The organism is Asaia sp. As-1742 (genome assembly GCF_011753235.1).
In the GTDB taxonomy this organism is placed as follows: domain Bacteria; phylum Pseudomonadota; class Alphaproteobacteria; order Acetobacterales; family Acetobacteraceae; genus Asaia; species Asaia bogorensis_B.
Window position 1 is genome coordinate 1 of the sequence record NZ_VWWA01000002.1, and the last position, 15,738, is coordinate 15,738.

General features: G+C 61.9%; 23 protein-coding genes. 19 read left to right on the plus strand and 4 right to left on the minus strand.

The annotated features are described in order from the left end of the window. Positions 1 to 529, minus strand: a 529-nt coding sequence (locus F3J08_RS02670; protein WP_370458655.1) for a cation transporter, incomplete at its 3' end; no start/stop codon positions are given. A gap of 40 nt (positions 530 to 569) precedes the next feature. Between F3J08_RS02670 and F3J08_RS02675 the strand changes: the two genes are divergently transcribed. The 4 genes from F3J08_RS02675 to F3J08_RS02690 all read left to right on the plus strand — a co-directional run bounded on the left by F3J08_RS02675 (position 570) and on the right by F3J08_RS02690 (position 2,492). Further along, a complete protein-coding gene (locus tag F3J08_RS02675) occupies positions 570 to 992 on the plus strand; it encodes a helix-turn-helix domain-containing protein (RefSeq protein WP_166928336.1) in 423 nt (140 codons plus the stop codon). A 445-nt stretch (positions 993 to 1,437) separates the two neighbouring features. Continuing rightward, the gene (locus F3J08_RS02680) at positions 1,438 to 1,653 is read left to right on the plus strand and encodes a hypothetical protein (RefSeq protein WP_003618604.1); all 216 of its coding nucleotides are present in this window, start codon (positions 1,438 to 1,440) and stop codon (positions 1,651 to 1,653) included. Positions 1,654 to 1,671: 18 nt separating this feature from the next. Next, on the plus strand, positions 1,672 to 1,995 hold the full coding sequence (locus tag F3J08_RS02685; protein WP_166928337.1) for a DUF736 domain-containing protein: 324 nt from the start codon (positions 1,672 to 1,674) through the stop codon (positions 1,993 to 1,995). Between the two features lie 341 nt (positions 1,996 to 2,336). Continuing rightward, positions 2,337 to 2,492, plus strand: a complete 156-nt coding sequence (locus F3J08_RS02690) for a hypothetical protein (RefSeq protein WP_166928338.1) — start codon at positions 2,337 to 2,339, stop codon at positions 2,490 to 2,492. Between the two features lie 27 nt (positions 2,493 to 2,519). Here F3J08_RS02690 and F3J08_RS02695 read toward each other — a convergent pair whose 3' ends face one another. Beyond that, positions 2,520 to 2,753 carry a helix-turn-helix domain-containing protein gene (locus F3J08_RS02695; protein WP_166928339.1) on the minus strand — a complete coding sequence of 78 codons (234 nt, stop codon included), beginning with the start codon at positions 2,751 to 2,753 and terminating at the stop codon, positions 2,520 to 2,522. A gap of 269 nt (positions 2,754 to 3,022) precedes the next feature. Between F3J08_RS02695 and F3J08_RS02700 the strand changes: the two genes are divergently transcribed. From F3J08_RS02700 to F3J08_RS02745, 10 genes are all read left to right on the plus strand, one after another. After that, positions 3,023 to 3,229, plus strand: coding sequence for a transcriptional regulator domain-containing protein (locus F3J08_RS02700; RefSeq protein ID WP_166928340.1), 207 nt, complete (start codon positions 3,023 to 3,025; stop codon positions 3,227 to 3,229). 58 nt (positions 3,230 to 3,287) lie between these two features. Further along, entirely contained in the window at positions 3,288 to 3,809 is a 522-nt protein-coding gene (locus F3J08_RS02705) for a DUF2285 domain-containing protein (protein ID WP_166928341.1), read from the plus strand. Between the two features lie 96 nt (positions 3,810 to 3,905). Next, complete coding sequence (locus tag F3J08_RS02710) at positions 3,906 to 4,202, plus strand: AlpA family transcriptional regulator (protein ID WP_012553482.1); 297 nt, start codon at positions 3,906 to 3,908, stop codon at positions 4,200 to 4,202. Next, positions 4,199 to 5,272: a replication initiator protein A gene (locus F3J08_RS02715; RefSeq protein ID WP_166928342.1), complete on the plus strand. Its 1,074-nt coding sequence runs from the start codon at positions 4,199 to 4,201 to the stop codon at positions 5,270 to 5,272. The genes F3J08_RS02710 and F3J08_RS02715 overlap by 4 nt, the downstream gene beginning before the upstream one ends. Then, on the plus strand, positions 5,269 to 5,757 hold the full coding sequence (locus tag F3J08_RS02720; RefSeq protein ID WP_166928343.1) for a DUF2840 domain-containing protein: 489 nt from the start codon (positions 5,269 to 5,271) through the stop codon (positions 5,755 to 5,757). Before F3J08_RS02715 ends, F3J08_RS02720 begins: the two co-directional genes overlap by 4 nt. Next, positions 5,754 to 6,383: a S26 family signal peptidase gene (locus F3J08_RS02725; protein ID WP_166928344.1), complete on the plus strand. Its 630-nt coding sequence runs from the start codon at positions 5,754 to 5,756 to the stop codon at positions 6,381 to 6,383. Before F3J08_RS02720 ends, F3J08_RS02725 begins: the two co-directional genes overlap by 4 nt. A 58-nt stretch (positions 6,384 to 6,441) precedes the next feature. Continuing rightward, positions 6,442 to 6,783: a DUF736 domain-containing protein gene (locus F3J08_RS02730; RefSeq protein ID WP_166928345.1), complete on the plus strand. Its 342-nt coding sequence runs from the start codon at positions 6,442 to 6,444 to the stop codon at positions 6,781 to 6,783. Continuing rightward, on the plus strand, positions 6,780 to 7,451 hold the full coding sequence (locus F3J08_RS02735; protein ID WP_166928346.1) for a lytic transglycosylase domain-containing protein: 672 nt from the start codon (positions 6,780 to 6,782) through the stop codon (positions 7,449 to 7,451). The genes F3J08_RS02730 and F3J08_RS02735 overlap by 4 nt, the downstream gene beginning before the upstream one ends. A 193-nt stretch (positions 7,452 to 7,644) precedes the next feature. Continuing rightward, positions 7,645 to 9,384 (plus strand): VirD2 family relaxase/mobilization nuclease, encoded by a 1,740-nt coding sequence (locus F3J08_RS02740; protein WP_166928347.1) that lies wholly within the window; start codon positions 7,645 to 7,647, stop codon positions 9,382 to 9,384. A gap of 115 nt (positions 9,385 to 9,499) precedes the next feature. After that, positions 9,500 to 10,633, plus strand: a complete 1,134-nt coding sequence (locus tag F3J08_RS02745; RefSeq protein ID WP_166928348.1) for a DUF4238 domain-containing protein — start codon at positions 9,500 to 9,502, stop codon at positions 10,631 to 10,633. A gap of 106 nt (positions 10,634 to 10,739) precedes the next feature. Here the strand turns inward: F3J08_RS02745 and F3J08_RS02750 are convergent, their stop codons facing one another. Next, complete coding sequence (locus F3J08_RS02750) at positions 10,740 to 11,051, minus strand: CcdB family protein (protein WP_166928349.1); 312 nt, start codon at positions 11,049 to 11,051, stop codon at positions 10,740 to 10,742. A 4-nt stretch (positions 11,052 to 11,055) separates the two neighbouring features. Continuing rightward, a complete protein-coding gene (locus tag F3J08_RS02755; protein WP_166928350.1) occupies positions 11,056 to 11,325 on the minus strand; it encodes a type II toxin-antitoxin system CcdA family antitoxin in 270 nt (89 codons plus the stop codon). A gap of 173 nt (positions 11,326 to 11,498) precedes the next feature. Between F3J08_RS02755 and F3J08_RS02760 the strand changes: the two genes are divergently transcribed. From F3J08_RS02760 to F3J08_RS02780, 5 genes are all read left to right on the plus strand, one after another. Then, a complete protein-coding gene (locus tag F3J08_RS02760) occupies positions 11,499 to 13,496 on the plus strand; it encodes a conjugal transfer protein TraG (RefSeq protein WP_166928351.1) in 1,998 nt (665 codons plus the stop codon). 7 nt (positions 13,497 to 13,503) lie between these two features. Continuing rightward, positions 13,504 to 13,935, plus strand: a complete 432-nt coding sequence (locus tag F3J08_RS02765) for a CopG family transcriptional regulator (protein ID WP_166928352.1) — start codon at positions 13,504 to 13,506, stop codon at positions 13,933 to 13,935. A gap of 147 nt (positions 13,936 to 14,082) precedes the next feature. Continuing rightward, positions 14,083 to 15,087, plus strand: coding sequence for a P-type conjugative transfer ATPase TrbB (trbB, locus tag F3J08_RS02770; RefSeq protein WP_166928353.1), 1,005 nt, complete (start codon positions 14,083 to 14,085; stop codon positions 15,085 to 15,087). Then, positions 15,084 to 15,452 (plus strand): TrbC/VirB2 family protein, encoded by a 369-nt coding sequence (locus F3J08_RS02775; RefSeq protein WP_205206678.1) that lies wholly within the window; start codon positions 15,084 to 15,086, stop codon positions 15,450 to 15,452. The genes trbB and F3J08_RS02775 overlap by 4 nt, the downstream gene beginning before the upstream one ends. Further along, positions 15,452 to 15,730, plus strand: a complete 279-nt coding sequence (locus F3J08_RS02780; protein ID WP_166928354.1) for a VirB3 family type IV secretion system protein — start codon at positions 15,452 to 15,454, stop codon at positions 15,728 to 15,730. The genes F3J08_RS02775 and F3J08_RS02780 overlap by 1 nt, the downstream gene beginning before the upstream one ends. The last annotated feature ends 8 nt before the right edge of the window (positions 15,731 to 15,738 follow it).

Sequence of the window (15,738 nt, forward strand, 5' to 3'; positions counted from 1 at the left end):
CCAGCAGAACCGCCAGATTGCCGATGGCGTCATTGCGCGAGCAGATCCAGACCGAGCGCATGTTCGCGTCCCCACTGCGGAAGCGGTATAGCATCAGGGCGACACCCCCATTGGCCAGCAGCGCCAGGCCGCCGATCAGGCCCATGGTTTCGGCATGCGGCAAGGTGCCTGACCAGGCATGCCAGAGCGTATTGCCCAGCACCCAGACGGCGAAGGCAATCATGGTGGCGCCCTTGAGCAGGGCCGCCCGGCTGCGCCACGCCAGCGCCATGCCCGTGACGGTGAGGCTGATGGCGTAATTGGCGGTATCACCGAAGAAGTCGAGTGCATCCGCCTGCAGGGAAGCGGAACCGGCCATGACGCCGGCGACAATCTCGGTGAGGAAAAATCCGCCGTTGACGATCAGGGCGATCCAGAGTGCCCTGTGCCAGCGACGAGCATCTTGACCGGTCGAGGGAGAGACGGAACTCGGGCAGCAGGAGTCATGACAGCAGGGCATGGTGACACTCTCGTAAAAGACGACGAGCACCCCATATCCACCCTGTGGTCACTACAGGGTCAAGAACTTCATGACGCAGACATATACGATCGGGGAACTTGGACGCCTGACGGACACGAAGGTTGAAACCGTCCGGTACTATGAACGCATCGGATTGCTGCCGCCCCCGCCCCGAAGCAGTGGCAATTACCGCGTTTATGATGGCGCTCATCTGGGGCGTCTGGGCTTTATCCGTCGGGCGCGTGAACTCGGCTTTCCGCTGGATCAGGTGCGGGAGTTGCTGAATCTGGCCGGGCAGGAAGCCCGGTCGTGTGAACAGGTGGACGAACTTGTCCAGGCTCATGTCACGGATATCGAGCGCAGGATTCACGATCTGCAGGCACTCCGACAGGAACTGACGCAGCTTCTTGCGCAATGTCAGCATGGCAAGGTTGCCGAATGCCGGATCATTGAGGCGCTCCAACCACACATAGACGGCCAGACGGCGGCGTAACGTCGGGCTTCCCCATTGCCCGCGGTCCCGGTACGGGATTGACCGCGCGCCGGAAGCCCCCACCCGGGGAGATCGGGGGCGGGGAGTGTGACCTCTCGCCGCATTCCAACCGCGAGACCGGCGGACGAGGGAGCGGTGGTCCCCTTCCTCACCGGTGAACAGGTCGAAACAGCAGTGGCGAAGGAGGGATCGTCCAGCGGGCAACTGGCTGGCCAGCCTTCGTTGGAGCGACGGGTCCATAGGATGCGGCCCGAACCGTTCGCAGCAGGGACGCGGCAGTCGGGGGCGGGTGTCTAGCCGCGATCCGCGCCACCAGCATGGAAGACGGTCGCACCGGGCGAGCGCGATATCCTCCTGTGTCGCACGTTCCCCACTTGTCGGACCGGTCATGCCGGCATCGTCTCTCCATGGGGCTGGCGGGTCCGCACACCATGGCCTCTGTCGGATGGCTGATCTAGCCGAAGACCGGCTGCGCCTCGATCGGCTGGCCGCAACGGCGTTCCAGAACTTTCTTCCCCTGACGGCTGCGCCGTCATTCCTCGCGAGACAAGAAAGTTCCGGCCCTGCCGTCCTCCGCTGCGCTGCGGCCCTGAAGGGTGCTCTGCCGCTCGCCTCCGGCTGGTCGATCGCCATCGAGGCCACGGTGGTCGCGGCCCGATAACAGCATGGAGATACGACAATGGCTAACATCGGTTCCTTCAAGAAGGTGGGCGAAGGCTTCGAAGGCGAAATCGTCACCCTGGCCCTGCAGGCCCGCAACGTCCGCCTGGTGGCGGAAACCAGCCGGGCCAACGACAACGCCCCCAACTACCGCGTCTACCTCGGACGGGTTGAACTCGGGGCCGCATGGACCCGCCGCTCCAACGAAGGCCGCACCTATCTGAGCCTGAAGCTGGACGATCCCTCCTTCGCCGCCCCGATCTTCGCCAACCTGTTCACTGACGAGGAAGGGGAAGGCTACACCCTCATCTGGACCCGGCCCCGCAGCCGGAACGGGGAGTAAGCTCCCCACCACCAACCCCGCCCGGTCTCCCCGGGCGGGGCCTTCCGGGGCTTCTTTTCCCGCGTGATCTTCCGAGCGCGGGCGGCAGTGCTGGTCGCCCGACGTGAGACGCAGGAGGAATAGGGGGCTTTCCTTCAGCCTTCCCATTGTACCATGCGCGAGGGCGCACCGCGTCAAGGACGCGTGGTCCCCCCAATTTTGCCCGACGCACCCTTTGGGCACGCCGAACAAAATCGGTTCCCCCACGCGCCGGCGAGCCGGTCGCCTGCGGCGATCCCTGACCCGGTCCACCCCGGCATGAGCCGTCCGTCCTGTCTTCAAGAAACGAAAGGAACAGGACGATGACCACACATCACGACTACATCCAGATGCTACGCGCTGAACTGACCAGCTTTCACCTGAGCCGTCGCGAGCGCCGACAGATCGAGCGCGAACTCAAGGAGGCGCTTGCCCGGCAGGGTAACGTCGAAGCAGACAGGCCGACACCGCCCCATTGAGGGCGGATAGGGCAGAGTCAAGGATCCCTATTTCTGATCGTCTGCCGGAAGATGATTTTCATCCAGTAATGCCGCCGGCCGCACGCCCAGCGCCTGCGACGCATGCCATAGCGAGAGAAGCGTCACATTCTGGCGTCCGGTCTCGATCCAGCTGATATAGGCGCGGTCCACGCCCATCTGTTCCGCTAGGGCCTCCTGGCTGAGACCGGCGGCGCGTCGCAGGCGCCTCACGTTCGCGCCGAAAAGTCCTCGGATGTCCATCCGCAGGATAGGAACGATTTGTGTATTATCGCGCTACGTATTATAATACACGAAATGCCAAGCGCCTTTTCGTGTGATGCGTCACGGGCATCACGTGATGTCGCGCAAACCGACCTTTCGGCCCGTCTGGCGTCAATATCCCCCGATATAGAAATAATCCCGAGCTTACAGGATATATTCGGGATCACCTTCCTGAGTCTTGGGGACTACCCGTTCCGGTTCTGCACCGGATACTGGGTCGAATCCATGACACATCGGGGGAGGGGGGCGTGCCGACAAACCGGCCGTGGGATGCCGCACCCCTTCGTCGCGCCTTCTCCGGGCTCGACCCTGCCGGTCTCGCCCAGGAATGGCTGCGGCGCAACCCGGCCTACCTGAACGATTATGCAGTAACCATGACGACGGGCAAGGCGGACGCCGAAACATGGCGCGCCTTCGCCCGTCGTTGGGGGTTGCGTTTTCCCTGTCGACCCTGATCTCCCCGCCTGGCTCGCCCCCGCGTTCTGGGATCCGGACATCGCGCCGGAGGTGGCCGTGCGTGGTGACGGGGGTGACATTCTGTCTCGCCTCACACCATACGCGCGGGCACGACATGATGCTCCGGATGGCATCCATCTCGTGCTGGATAGCGCAGCAGGCCCCCTGCGCCTTGTCATTGTCGTCGATCGACAGCCCGACGCACCAGGAACCTGGTTCATCATCGATGACAGGCACCTCATGACCCGTCTGGCCAGCGTTACGCGCTTCGGTCGTCTGCTTGCCGGTCAGACGCCCGGTCCTCTTCCCTCCACCTTGCGCCTGAGTCCCCAGCAGAAACTCCGCCAGATCCGCATGCTCTGCATCGCGGAAGGCCGGCGCATGGGGGTGGCGGTCCGACGGATCGCGGCCGGCATCTACGGCGAGCATATCCTGCGTCTGTCACGCAATGAATGGCGTGCCAGTTCATGGCATCGGGCTTTCTACCGCGATCTCGACGGTGCCGCGTTCTACCAGAACGGCGGTCACATTGCTCTCCTTCAGGGGCTGAAGCAGGGGGGTGACATTTTGGCGGCCTGAACTTTGTCATCCCTCCCCACAGCTCATTCTCCGGCAGCGTCCTCCCATGAGCCGCGACATCCCGCCAGCGGCCCGATCCACCGGGAGAAAGACCCCATGCGTGTTCAGCCGACACTGCCACCGCGCTATCTGCGCACCCCGGATGCGGCCAATTTCGTTGGCCTGTCCATCCGCACCCTCGAAAAACACCGGAGTTGCGGCACCGGTCCGCTCTACCGCCAGCTTGGCGGCCGGATCGTCTACGCCGTCGAAGACCTGTGCGCCTGGGCCGACCTGAACGTCCGGCTCTCCACCGGGGACGGTGGCGGCATCCCGATGCCGTCCGACCCCCGCGCCTATATCATCCGCCTGCAGGCGAAGGCCCGCAAGGCGCAGCGGAGTGCCGGACGATGATGCCGGCCGCCGACAGCTGGCGCCAGCCCGATCGGCGCTTCGTGGTCACGGGGTCGGCACGCCCCCGCGATATCCGCGATCTGATGGGGCGTCCGTTTTTCGCATTGGGAAAAACGCCGCGCCTTACCCCGATTGATTACCAGGCACGACATATCGCGATCATGGTGCGGGCTGAAAATGCTGGCGGTATGGCGACCGTCTGGGACGTCGACGTCCTGATCTGGCTGACCGGGCAGATCGTCGATGCGCTGAACCATGGACTGTGGGTGTCACGCCATGTGCGCTTCACACCCTGGCGTCTGTTTCAGGATCTGGGCTGGGCGACGGGCGCGCATGAATATGATCGCCTCCACGGCGCGCTCGCGCGTCTGTCGGCGACAACAGTCATGACGAATATCCGTCAGGGCACTGACTGGCGGCAGAGGCCGTTCACCTGGATCAGTGATGTCCGGATATCCCGTGATGATGGCGTGGCCCTGACGCTGCCGGACTGGCTGATGGAAGCCGCCTGCGATCGCTCGCGCGTGCTGAGCGTTGATCCCGCCTATTTTTGCCTTCGTGGCGGTCTGGAGCGATGGCTTTACCGCCTGGCGCGTCGGCATGCCGGACGGCAGAAGGATGGGTGGCGCTTCGATCTGGCAGAGTTGCACGCGCGCTCAGGCAGCCTGACCCGGCGTCGCGATTTCATCGCGAAAATCCGCGCCATTGTCGTCAGCCAGATCATCCCCGGTTATGCGTTTCGCGTCATTTCTGGCGGAAAACTGGGGATTTTATGCGCTGTTCCAACGAGTCAATCCACCGAGTGTGTGGATAACGATGTGAAACATGTCGTTGGATCAACGGCGCATCATATCGTGGGAGCGACGGCGGATTTATCGTGGGATCATTGGCGAAAATCGGCGCAACGTGTTGTTTTTAAAAGCGGAATTAGCCCTGTAACTTATATAACTAATATAATAACTTATTATGTAGGAGATTCCGGTCTTCCGGCTTCCCTTACGGCAGCCCGATCGGGGCATGAAAAAAAGGCTCGGGAAGCGGTCGCGGATCGCTTGGTCGGTGTCCCATGACCGCCCGCTCCTTCCGGCTGGACGATGCTGTGCTGACCACGGTCGAACTGACCTGGATCGAGAAGCGCATCGAGCACTGGATCCGGTTCGGACATCCCGTCGAGGATCGCATTCTGGATCGCAGGCGCAGGCTGATGAGCTTCACGCCGGACAGCGTGTTCGCGTTCATCCGCTGGGCTGCCAATGATTTCGGGACCGTGGTGTCCTGCATCGACATCGTGCGGGCCGTGGGCGTTCAGGAAGCCTGCCAGACCGTGCCCTTCGTGCGCCCCGGCGGCGAGAGCCTGTTGCGCCAGAGTGGCTGGCCAAAGGTGCGGCGCGTGCTGGAGGCCATCGACGGCGTGGAGGCGCTGGGGATCGATCCCGCCGTCGCCTGTCCCGATCATTGGCGGCATCTGCATCATCGTCTCACGGCAGCGCAGGAACCGCGTCCCTACACGTCAGAGCGCCATGAGGCATGGCTGCGCAGGAGGGCCATGTCATGACGCGGCGCGGCTGGTTTTTCACCACGTATTTCGCCGTGCTCGGCATGGGCGCCTCGCTGGCGTTTCATCCCGCCCCGCGCTGGGTCTGGAACGAGACGGCCAGCGTGCCGATCGGGTTGTATCGCCTCCAGCCCACCGTGCCGGTCCGTGTCGGCGACATCGTCGCCATCCGCCTGCCGGAGCGCGAAGCGACGCTGCTGGCCACACGCGGCTACCTGCCGTTCGGTGTGCCGCTGCTCAAGCCTGTGGCAGCGCTGGCGGGGCAAAGTGTCTGTCGCATCGGCGTCCACCTCACCATCGACGGCAAACCTGTTGGCGACGCGAAGACCGTCGATCATCGGGGCCGCAAGCTGCCGGTCTGGCAGGGCTGTCAGCATCTCGGGCCGGGGCAGGTGTTCGTCATGAACGCCGCTGTGCCGACCAGTCTGGACGGGCGGTATTTCGGCGTCCTGTCGATGGACACCGTCATCGGGCGTGCCGTGCCGGTTCATGTCCGCATGGGCGAGGCGGAGTCACCATCGCCACATTTCGATCCCCTCCCGGATCTGCGCGATCCGGTGCGGGAACGGCCGCTTCTGGGACCGCCCATGATGCCCATGAAACAGAGCGAACCGCCGATCGAATGACGATCGTAAGGCACACGGTTTTCCCATCACCCCTATCATTTCCGAAAGGATTTTTCTCATGAGCCAGATTGGATTTTTTACCCGCACCGCCGATGGTTTCGCCGGGCGGGTGCGCACCCTGTCGCTGGACGCCGAACTGACCTTCGTGCCAGCGGAAAACAATGGCGCGGAGCATGCGCCGGATTATCGCATCCATCTCGGTGACGGGGATTCCGGACCGGAGATCGGTGCCGGTTGGACCCGCACTGGGGAGCGCGCCGGCGAATATATTTCCATCGTCCTAGATGACCCCAGTTTCATACAGCCGGTCCGGGCCACGCTGTTTCAGGCCGGCCGCGGTGGGCGCGAATGGCAACTGGTGTGGAACCGGCCCACGAAACGTCCGGGAGGCCGGGAATGAGTGCCCGGTTTTTCCTGTCCGCCGGCATGCTGGCCGTGCTCGCGCTGCCACTCTCGCACGCCTCTGTCCACGGGCAGGATTGGGACGATCTGGTGCGACAGGCGGCGAAGGAAAATGCGATCCCGGCGACGTGGGTGCGGGCGGTCCTCCATGCCGAAAGTGCCGGTGATCCACATGCTGTTTCCGGTGCGGGTGCGATGGGCCTGATGCAGCTCATGCCGGGCACCTGGAAGGAGGTCCGGCGCACGCTCAATCTGGGCGCTGATCCCTTCGATCCGCACGACAATATCGCCGCCGGGGCAGCCTATCTGCGATGGCTGCACGACCGTTATGGCGATGTGGGATTTCTTGCCGCCTACAATGCCGGTCCCGGTCGTTATGACGAGCATCTCGCATCCGGTCGGCCACTGCCAGGCGAGACGATTTCCTACGTGGAATTCGTCACACGGCTGATGAAAAACCGATCGTCTGACCTTCATCTTCCCGTTTCTTTTTTGTCCTTTTCGGTTCGCTCCTGGGTGACGGCCGCGCTCTTCGTTTCAGGCCAGTCCGATGCGTTTCGGACGACCACTTCACGTCATGTCGTTGCTCCCGAGAACCTCTTCGCAGGGCATGTCGGGGAGAGGTCCGGCATGGTCCCGCTGGGAGGATCGGATCAGGTCCAGTGAGGCGTGAAACCCCCGGAAAATCAACAGAGAAGGGAGGGCTGGATAAAAGGCCGCACATCGCGGCTCGGTTGGGGTGGCTGTTTTCCGGGGTTTTTGAAGTCTTGTCGCGAGGTGCGTGGATTTTCTGAACCTCGCGACACAGTGTCATCTCTTTGATCCGGCGCGATCTTTCGCGCGGTGCAGGACATTTTTCATGAACAGGGATGAGGACTTCCGGGTCCGACCAGGGCGCATCCGCTCCACCCGCGCCCGGCAGGCGCGGCCTTTCGTGACGCAGGTGCTGGCGTCGGTGCAGCAGGCTGGTGGCAGGGTGTCCCGCGCGGGGAAAATCACCTCTGGCCACCGTTCCAGTTTCGGGCGCGGGAGGGCCGCCGCCCATGCCGCGAACCGCCTGCTGACCAGTCGTTCGCGGGGCGTCGTGATCAAGGCCCGCGTCGTGCGGCATGCCCCGCGCGCCACACCCTTGGCAGCACACCTGCGGTATCTCCGTCGGGAGGGCGTGACGCGGGACGGGGAGGACGCGCGCCTGTTCGACAAGGACAGCGACGACATCCGCGCCTCGGACTTCGCCGAACGCTGCGACGGCGATCGTCATCATTTCCGCTTTATCGTCTCTCCCGAGGATGCGCCGGAGATGTCGGACCTGCGGGCTTTCGCACGGGATCTGATGGGGCAGATGGAGGCCGATCTTGGCACGAAACTCGACTGGGTTGCCGTCGATCACTGGAACACGGCGCACCCCCATTTGCACGTCATCGTGCGGGGTGTCGCGAAAGATGGCACCGACTTGGTGATCGCACGTGATTATATCCGCGAGGGAATGCGCGCCCGTGCCCAGGACCTGGTGACGCTGGAACTTGGACCGCGCACCGATCACGATATCCATCAGGCTGTCGAGCGGCAGGTAAATGCTGACCGCTGGACCCAACTCGACCGACAGCTTCAGAGGGATGCCGGAACGGATGGCATCATCACTCTCGGGCGCGCGCCGGACGAAACGCCGGACGCCTTCTCCACCGTGAAGCTGGGCCGGTTGCGCCGTCTGGAAACCATGGGGCTGGCGCATCAGGTCGGGCCGGATCGCTGGAGGATGGACGAGAGCGCGGAAGCGACTTTGCGGGAGATCAGCGAGCGCAACGACATCATCAAACGCATCCACCGGGGTCTGGCGGAACAGAAAATCGATCGCGCCGCGTCCTCCTGGGTGCTAGCGGGTGAAGATGCCACCGATCCCGTCATCGGCCGGCTGGTCGATCGTGGCCTCGATGATGAACTGCGCGGCACGGCCTATGCGGTCGTCGACGGGATTGATGGGCGCACACATCATGTCCGTTTGCCGGACCTTGAAGCCGCTGGCGACGGAGCGGCCGGCTCCATCGTCGAACTGCGGCATTTTACCGATAAGCGGGGCCGGGACCGTGTCGCGCTGGCCGTGCGTTCGGATGTCACGCTGGAGCGGCAGATGACGGCGGAGGGCGCTACCTGGCTCGACCGGCAGGCCATCGCGCGGGAGCCTCTTGTCCTGGCGTCCACCGGGTTCGGCTCCGAGGCCAAAGAGGCGATGGAAAAGCGAGCGGAGCATCTGGTGGAGCAGGGGCTGGCCAGCCGCGACGGCGGGGGCATTCGATACGCGCGGAACCTGATCGCCACGCTGCGTCAGCGGGAACTGGAGATGGTAGGACGGAACCTCAGCGGGAAATCAGGGATACCGTTCCGGCAGAGTGGGGAGGGCGATCCCGTTACCGGCACTTATCGTCAGCGTTTCAATCTGGCGTCGGGCCGGTTCGCCATGATCGATGACGGGCTGGGCTTCGAGTTGGTACCATGGTCGCCCTCGCTGGAAAAACAGCGCGGACGGGAGGTGTCGGGAATCATGCGCGGCGATGGGGGGATTGACTGGTCTTTTGCGCGCAAACGGGGGCTTGGATTGTGATCGGGAAGTCAAGCAAGGCGAGGTATTTGGGTCAATTCCCAACCAAAGGGATACGACAAATCTATAACAAAATGTATTATCTGTATTCTATCTTCGGAGAGCGGGCCCAATCAAAATGGCTGAAAAAAAGAATCAACATTATGTTCCCAAATTCTACCTACGCCATTTCTCAAAATCAGGCAGTTGTATTTCTGTCTATAATTTTAAATCTTCGAAGGTTATTGCGCAGGCTAGTATCGATGGTCAGGCTAGTAAAAAATATTTTTACGGTAGAGATTTATTTCTTGAAAACCGTCTAGGGGAGTTGGAAGGACAAGTCGGTAGCATCTTTGCCGACATACTTAAACGGAGACGCTTGCCACTCAGGACTGATGACAAATTCCGGACGTTATGTCTGTTCATGATGATCCAAGATTCTAGAACAACCGCAAGCGTCTCTAAATTGAATGAAATGGCAAATAAACTTGGAAAAGAGATGCTAAGAAGGAGCATTAAAGATCCTGAGTTGTTGGCGCATTTGCCTGACTTGCAGATATCTATGTCGTATCCATTCAGTATTTTGTTCAAGCAGTCGATTGGAATGGAGCCAATTATGCGGGATCTAAAATTGAAAATAATTCATAACGTGAGCTCTGTTCCATTTATATCATCTGATCATCCAGTAGTATTTCAAAATCAATTTTACGATAATATTTCAGACAATCGATGCCGAGGGTTGGCGAGTGCAGGACTTCAGATTCTTCTGCCCATTTCACCTCAGTACATGCTCATGTTTTATGATGATGTCGTTTACGATGTTGGATCGATTGCGACGAATTTTGTCCGCGTTCCATCCGAAGAACAAATCGAAGCACTTAATGGGCATCAATGGATAGGGGCAATGGGGAACGTATTTTTCCCAGAAGGTGCTGACACGGATCGATTGTTGAAAATGGCACAGAAATATATTCCTTTAAGAAAACAAGAACGCGTTGACCTTACAATTACGTCTCTAGACGAAGATGAACCTCAACAAAAAGAGGTGATTAAAATTTCCAGCAGCATTAGTCATGTGGCTTGCCTAAGCATATGTCGGCCACGGATCAAGAGAACGACGATTTCTGACGGATATTTCCCACTACGCAACGACTTCTGGGCCGCAAGCGTACGACAGTGGGAGCGGGCTCTCATGAAGGGTCAAATATCCTTCGATGAATTTTGGCTACTGACAACGAAAGTGCCGACCGTTAAGAAACGACCCGCGCGCTAATTTCGGTCGAAATACTACTCTGGAGAGCAGAGGACTTTTATAAGTAGCGCAGCATAATTTCTTCTAGGGTCGACATTTGTGGATTTACGTGGAGCGCTTGAGTTCTTCACGCCCTACTGACCAGTTCGTCCAGTGCCCTGATGATCATATCCTGATCGCGTTCGGCCAGGACGCCGACTGCGGCTCCAAGCCGTGCGGCGGGTACAGTCGCCAGGTCGAACGGGTTGGCAAAGACCTCCTCTCCTTCGACATGGAGATGCGGCGTCAGCGGATGGTCTGGTGGCGCACTGCCCGATCGTCTGACGAGCGGCATGACCACGCGGCCAACGCTGCGTTCCAGGCGATTGCTCTGGATCTGGACGACGAACGGGATGTCCCGGTTTCGGCCGGGGTTCCGGTAGATCGCGAATTGCGGCATCGGATCAGAGCGTCGAGAATTCGTCGCTCAGGAAGCCGTGCCGAATGTGAAGATCGTTCACCGCGTCGATCACGCCGTCGAGCTTGCGCTGTTCGTCTTCGCACTGCTGCCGCGCGGATTGCAGGTAGTCGCCGAGCAAGGTCTCGACCGTCGCCGAGAGATTAGGTGTCATTTTCCGGACCTGCGCCAGCAGATCGGTGTTGAGCGATAGGTTGACCGGGCGGCGGGGGGCGCTCCGATCATAGGAAGCGCAGAGGCTGGTGCGGCTGGGCATGATCCGACTCCTTATGCGCATATTGTGCGCATAAGATGAGGATGCCGACGCCAGACCGCAACGCGCAAGTATTTTTTCGCTCCTGCCCGCTACGGTACGACCGGCGCCGGATCATCCTTGCGCCTTGGAAAACCCTGGTTGTTCGCTATCTCCCGTGACGAGGGGAGGGATCGATGGAGCAGCCGGGAACACGCATCCAGTGGGGGCAGGCGCTCGTGGTCCTGTCCGTGATCGTGCTGTCCTGGTGGACGGCGACACAATGGACGGCCTGGGAACTGGCGTTCCAGCCGGAACTCGGCCGACCGTGGTTCATGGTCCTCCATCGCTGGCCGGTCTATGCCCCGCCGCTGTTTTTCTGGTGGTGGTACGAGTTCGACGCCTACGCCCCGGCGGTCTTCGCGCGGGGCGCCTGGATCGCGGGTTCCGGCGGGGTGCTGGCCTTCGCAGCGGCCGTGACGCTGTCCGTCCACCGCGCCCATGAGGCGAAGCGGGCCGCGACCTATGGCTCTGCCCGCTGGGCCGAAGATGCGGAAATCCGCGCGGCGGGGCTGTTGGGCGAGGATGGCGTCGTGCTGGGCAAATACCGCCGGGCCTATCTCCGACATGATGGCCCCGAGCACGTCCTGATCTTCGCGCCGACGCGCACCGGCAAGGGGGTGGGCATGGTGATCCCCACACTTCTGACCTGGCCGGGTTCGGCCATCATCCATGACATCAAGGGCGAGAACTGGCAGATCACCGCCGGTTTCCGGAATCGCTTCGGGCGGGTGCTGCTGTTCGATCCCACCAATCCGGCCTCCTCGGCCTACAATCCGCTGCTGGAGGTCCGGCGCGGGGCGTCGGAGGTCCGCGACGTGCAGAACATCGCCGATATTCTGGTCGATCCCGAAGGATCGCTGGAACGGCGCAACCACTGGGAAAAGACCTCCCATGCCCTGCTGGTCGGGGCGATTCTGCATGTGCTTTACGCCGAGGACGACAAGACCCTCGCCGGGGTGGCGAAATTCCTCTCCGACCCGAAACGGTCGATCGAGGCGACCCTGTCCGCCATGATGCGCACGAACCATCTGGACGGGAAGGGGCCGCATCCCGTCGTGGCGTCGGCCGCGCGGGAACTGCTCAACAAATCGGACAACGAGCGCTCCGGCGTGCTGTCCACCGCCATGTCGTTTCTTGGTCTCTACCGTGATCCGGTGGTGGCGACGGTGACCAGTCGCTGCGAATGGCGGATCAGTGATCTGCTGGAGGGTGAACAGCCTGTCTCCCTGTATTTCGTCATCCCGCCCTCGGACATCAGCCGTACCAAGCCGCTGATCCGCTTGATCCTCAACCAGATCGGGCGACGGCTGACGGAGGATCTGTCCGGCCGGGAGGGGCGGCGTCGCCTGCTGCTGATGCTCGACGAGTTTCCCGCTCTCGGCCGTCTGGATTTTTTCGAGAGCGCTCTGGCCTTCATGGCCGGCTATGGCATCAAGGCGTTCCTGATTGCCCAGAGCCTCAACCAGATCGACAAGGCGTATGGTCAGAACAACAGCATTCTCGACAATTGCCATGTCCGGGTCAGTTTCGCGACCAATGACGAGCGCACCGCGAAGCGCGTGTCTGATGGGCTCGGCGTGGCCACCGAAATCCGGTCGCAGAAGAACTATGCCGGGCACCGGCTGTCGCCCTGGCTTGGGCATCTCATGGTGTCACGGCAGGAGAGCGCCCGTCCCCTGATGACGGTGGGTGAGGTGATGCAGCTTCCGGCGCAGGATGAGGTGGTCATGGTGGCGGGTTGTCCCCCAATTCGCGCGCGCAAGGCCCGGTATTTCCGGGACCGCCGGTTCGTCGAGCGCGTTCTGCCGCCGCCGGATCCCACGCAATTGGCACGGCCCGTGCGACCTGATGACTGGAGTGGCCGCACGCTTCCTGCCACCCCGCCGCCGGAGAAAACGTCGGCGGCGGAGCCTGACAGGCCCGACGACGCCGATAGCGATGAATCGCTCGGCACGGGGCGGAAGTGGTCGCGCGAGCATGATCCGGCGGAGACCGGCAAACGCAAGCGGCGTGCGGCACCGGACCTTTTTGGTGAGGAACCGCCACAGGATCCAGAAGCGCGTGATCGTGCCGACCTGACGCGGATTGCCCGGCAGGCCGGGCTCGACCGTGGCAACGATCTCGGGCTGTGAGGGCGTGATGAGAACATCCCCGAAGAAGGCGCGGCTGTCGGTGTATCTGGAACCGAAACTGCTCGATGCCCTGACCGCGCACGCTACGCGGCGCGATCTTTCCCTGTCCCTTGTGGCTGAAGCCGCCATCGCGTCCTTCCTCTCGCCTGATGCCGATGAGCGGCGGGAAGCAGCGATGAGCCGCAGGCTGGACCGCCTTGACCGGCAGGTCGCCCGTATGGAGCGCGATCTTGGGATCAGCCTTGAGACGCTGGCTCTGTTCATCCGCTATTGGATGACAGTCAGTCCGCCCTTGCCGGAACCGGCAGCCGCAGCGGCGCGGGCGCAGGGGACGGAACGGTATGAAGCGTTCGTGGCAGCCCTTGGTAGGCGACTCAGTCGGGGGCCGGTCTTCCGGCGGGAAATTCCCGACGATGTGCCTCCCACATCGGAATCCTGATCCCGCGATCTGCAAGTAAAAACCGCATCCGTTACGATCCTGTACGATCGCAGGAAAATACTGTTGAAATCGGGAGAAAGCAGCACTCTCTAATTGTCCCCGTCGTCGTCCGGAGAGGCCGGATGACCCGTAAAGACGGGGATTCCCATGGCGGTCACATCGATTGAAAGTGCTGCCCGACAGCGTGGGATTTCCATGCTGCGCACGGCGATGGGACCGGCCATTGCGACGCATCTGGCGGACCCGGCTGTGGTCGAGGTCATGCTCAACCCCGATGGCAGGCTGTGGATCGACCGCCTGTCCGAGGGACTGGGCGACACGGGGGAGCGGATCACACCGGCTGATGCCGAACGCATTGTGCGGCTGGTGGCGCACCATGTCGGGGCAGAGGTCCACGAGGCAGCCCCACGTGTGTCGGCGGAACTCCCGACCGGTGAGCGTTTCGAGGGGCTTTTGCCACCCGTGGTGACGGCACCCAGCTTTGCAATCCGTAAACCCGCCGTCGCGGTGTTCACCCTCGACGATTATGTCGAAGCCGGGATCATGGCAGAAGGGCAGGCGGCATATCTCCGTCAGGCAGTTGCGGACCGGAAAAACATTCTGGTCGCCGGCGGCACATCCACGGGCAAGACCACATTGGTCAACGCCCTGCTGGCCGAAGTTGAGAAAACCGACGATCGTGTCGCGCTGATCGAGGATACGCGCGAACTGCAATGCCGGGCACCCAATCTCGTGTCGCTCCGCACCCGTGATGGTGTCGTCACGCTATCCGAACTGGTCCGGTCAGCGCTACGGCTGCGCCCTGACCGTATTCCCATCGGCGAGGTGCGCGGTCCCGAGGCGCTCGACCTGCTCAAGGCCTGGGGCACGGGTCATCCCGGTGGGATCGGCACGCTGCATGCTGGCACCGCCATCGGCGCACTGCATCGCATGGAGCAACTGATTCAGGAAATCGTCGTCACAGTGCCGCGCGCCCTGATTGCCGAGACCATCGACGTGATCGCCGTCTTATCCGGACGTGGCACGCAACGCCGGTTGTCCGAACTGGCTGAAATCGACGGCCTGGATCCCGTGACAGGAGCCTATCGCATCCGGCCAGTCAGCCTTTCATCTTCCAAAACATCATTCTCTGACAATGGAGAGTCATCATGATGCCGCCTTCACGTCTGCGCGCCGTCGTGTGCGCTGTTGCACGTCCCGATCGGCATGCGCCGGATCTTCGTGTCTTCGGAATATCCACGCTCCTGTCGCTGGTTTTCGTATCATCGGCCTGGGCGTCCGGCTCCGGCATGCCGTGGGAAAACCCGCTCAACGAGATCCTGGAATCCGTGCAGGGGCCAGTGGCCAAGATAGTCTCTGTGATCATCATCACCGTGACCGGTCTGACCCTGGCGTTCGGGGAAACATCCGGCGGGTTCCGTCGCCTGATCCAGATCGTCTTTGGACTCAGCATTGCTTTTGCGGCCAGCTCTTTCTTCCTGTCCTTCTTCTCCTTCTCGGGCGGGGCGTTGATCTGATGGCCGCCGGATATGATGATGACGCGGTGTCGGGCTTTCATGTCCCGGTGCATCGCTCCCTGACCGACCCGATCCTGCTGGGCGGCGCTCCGCGTGCCGTCGCCATTGCCAATGGTACGCTGGCGGCTGCGATCGCACTGGGCCTGCGCCTGTGGCTGATCGGGGCCGTCTTCTGGGTCGTCGGGCACACGCTGACGGTCTGGGGCGCCAAGCGCGATCCGTTCTTCATCGAGGTGGGGCGGCGGCATCTCCGCTACCCCGCCTGGCTGCGGGCATAGGGAGACCG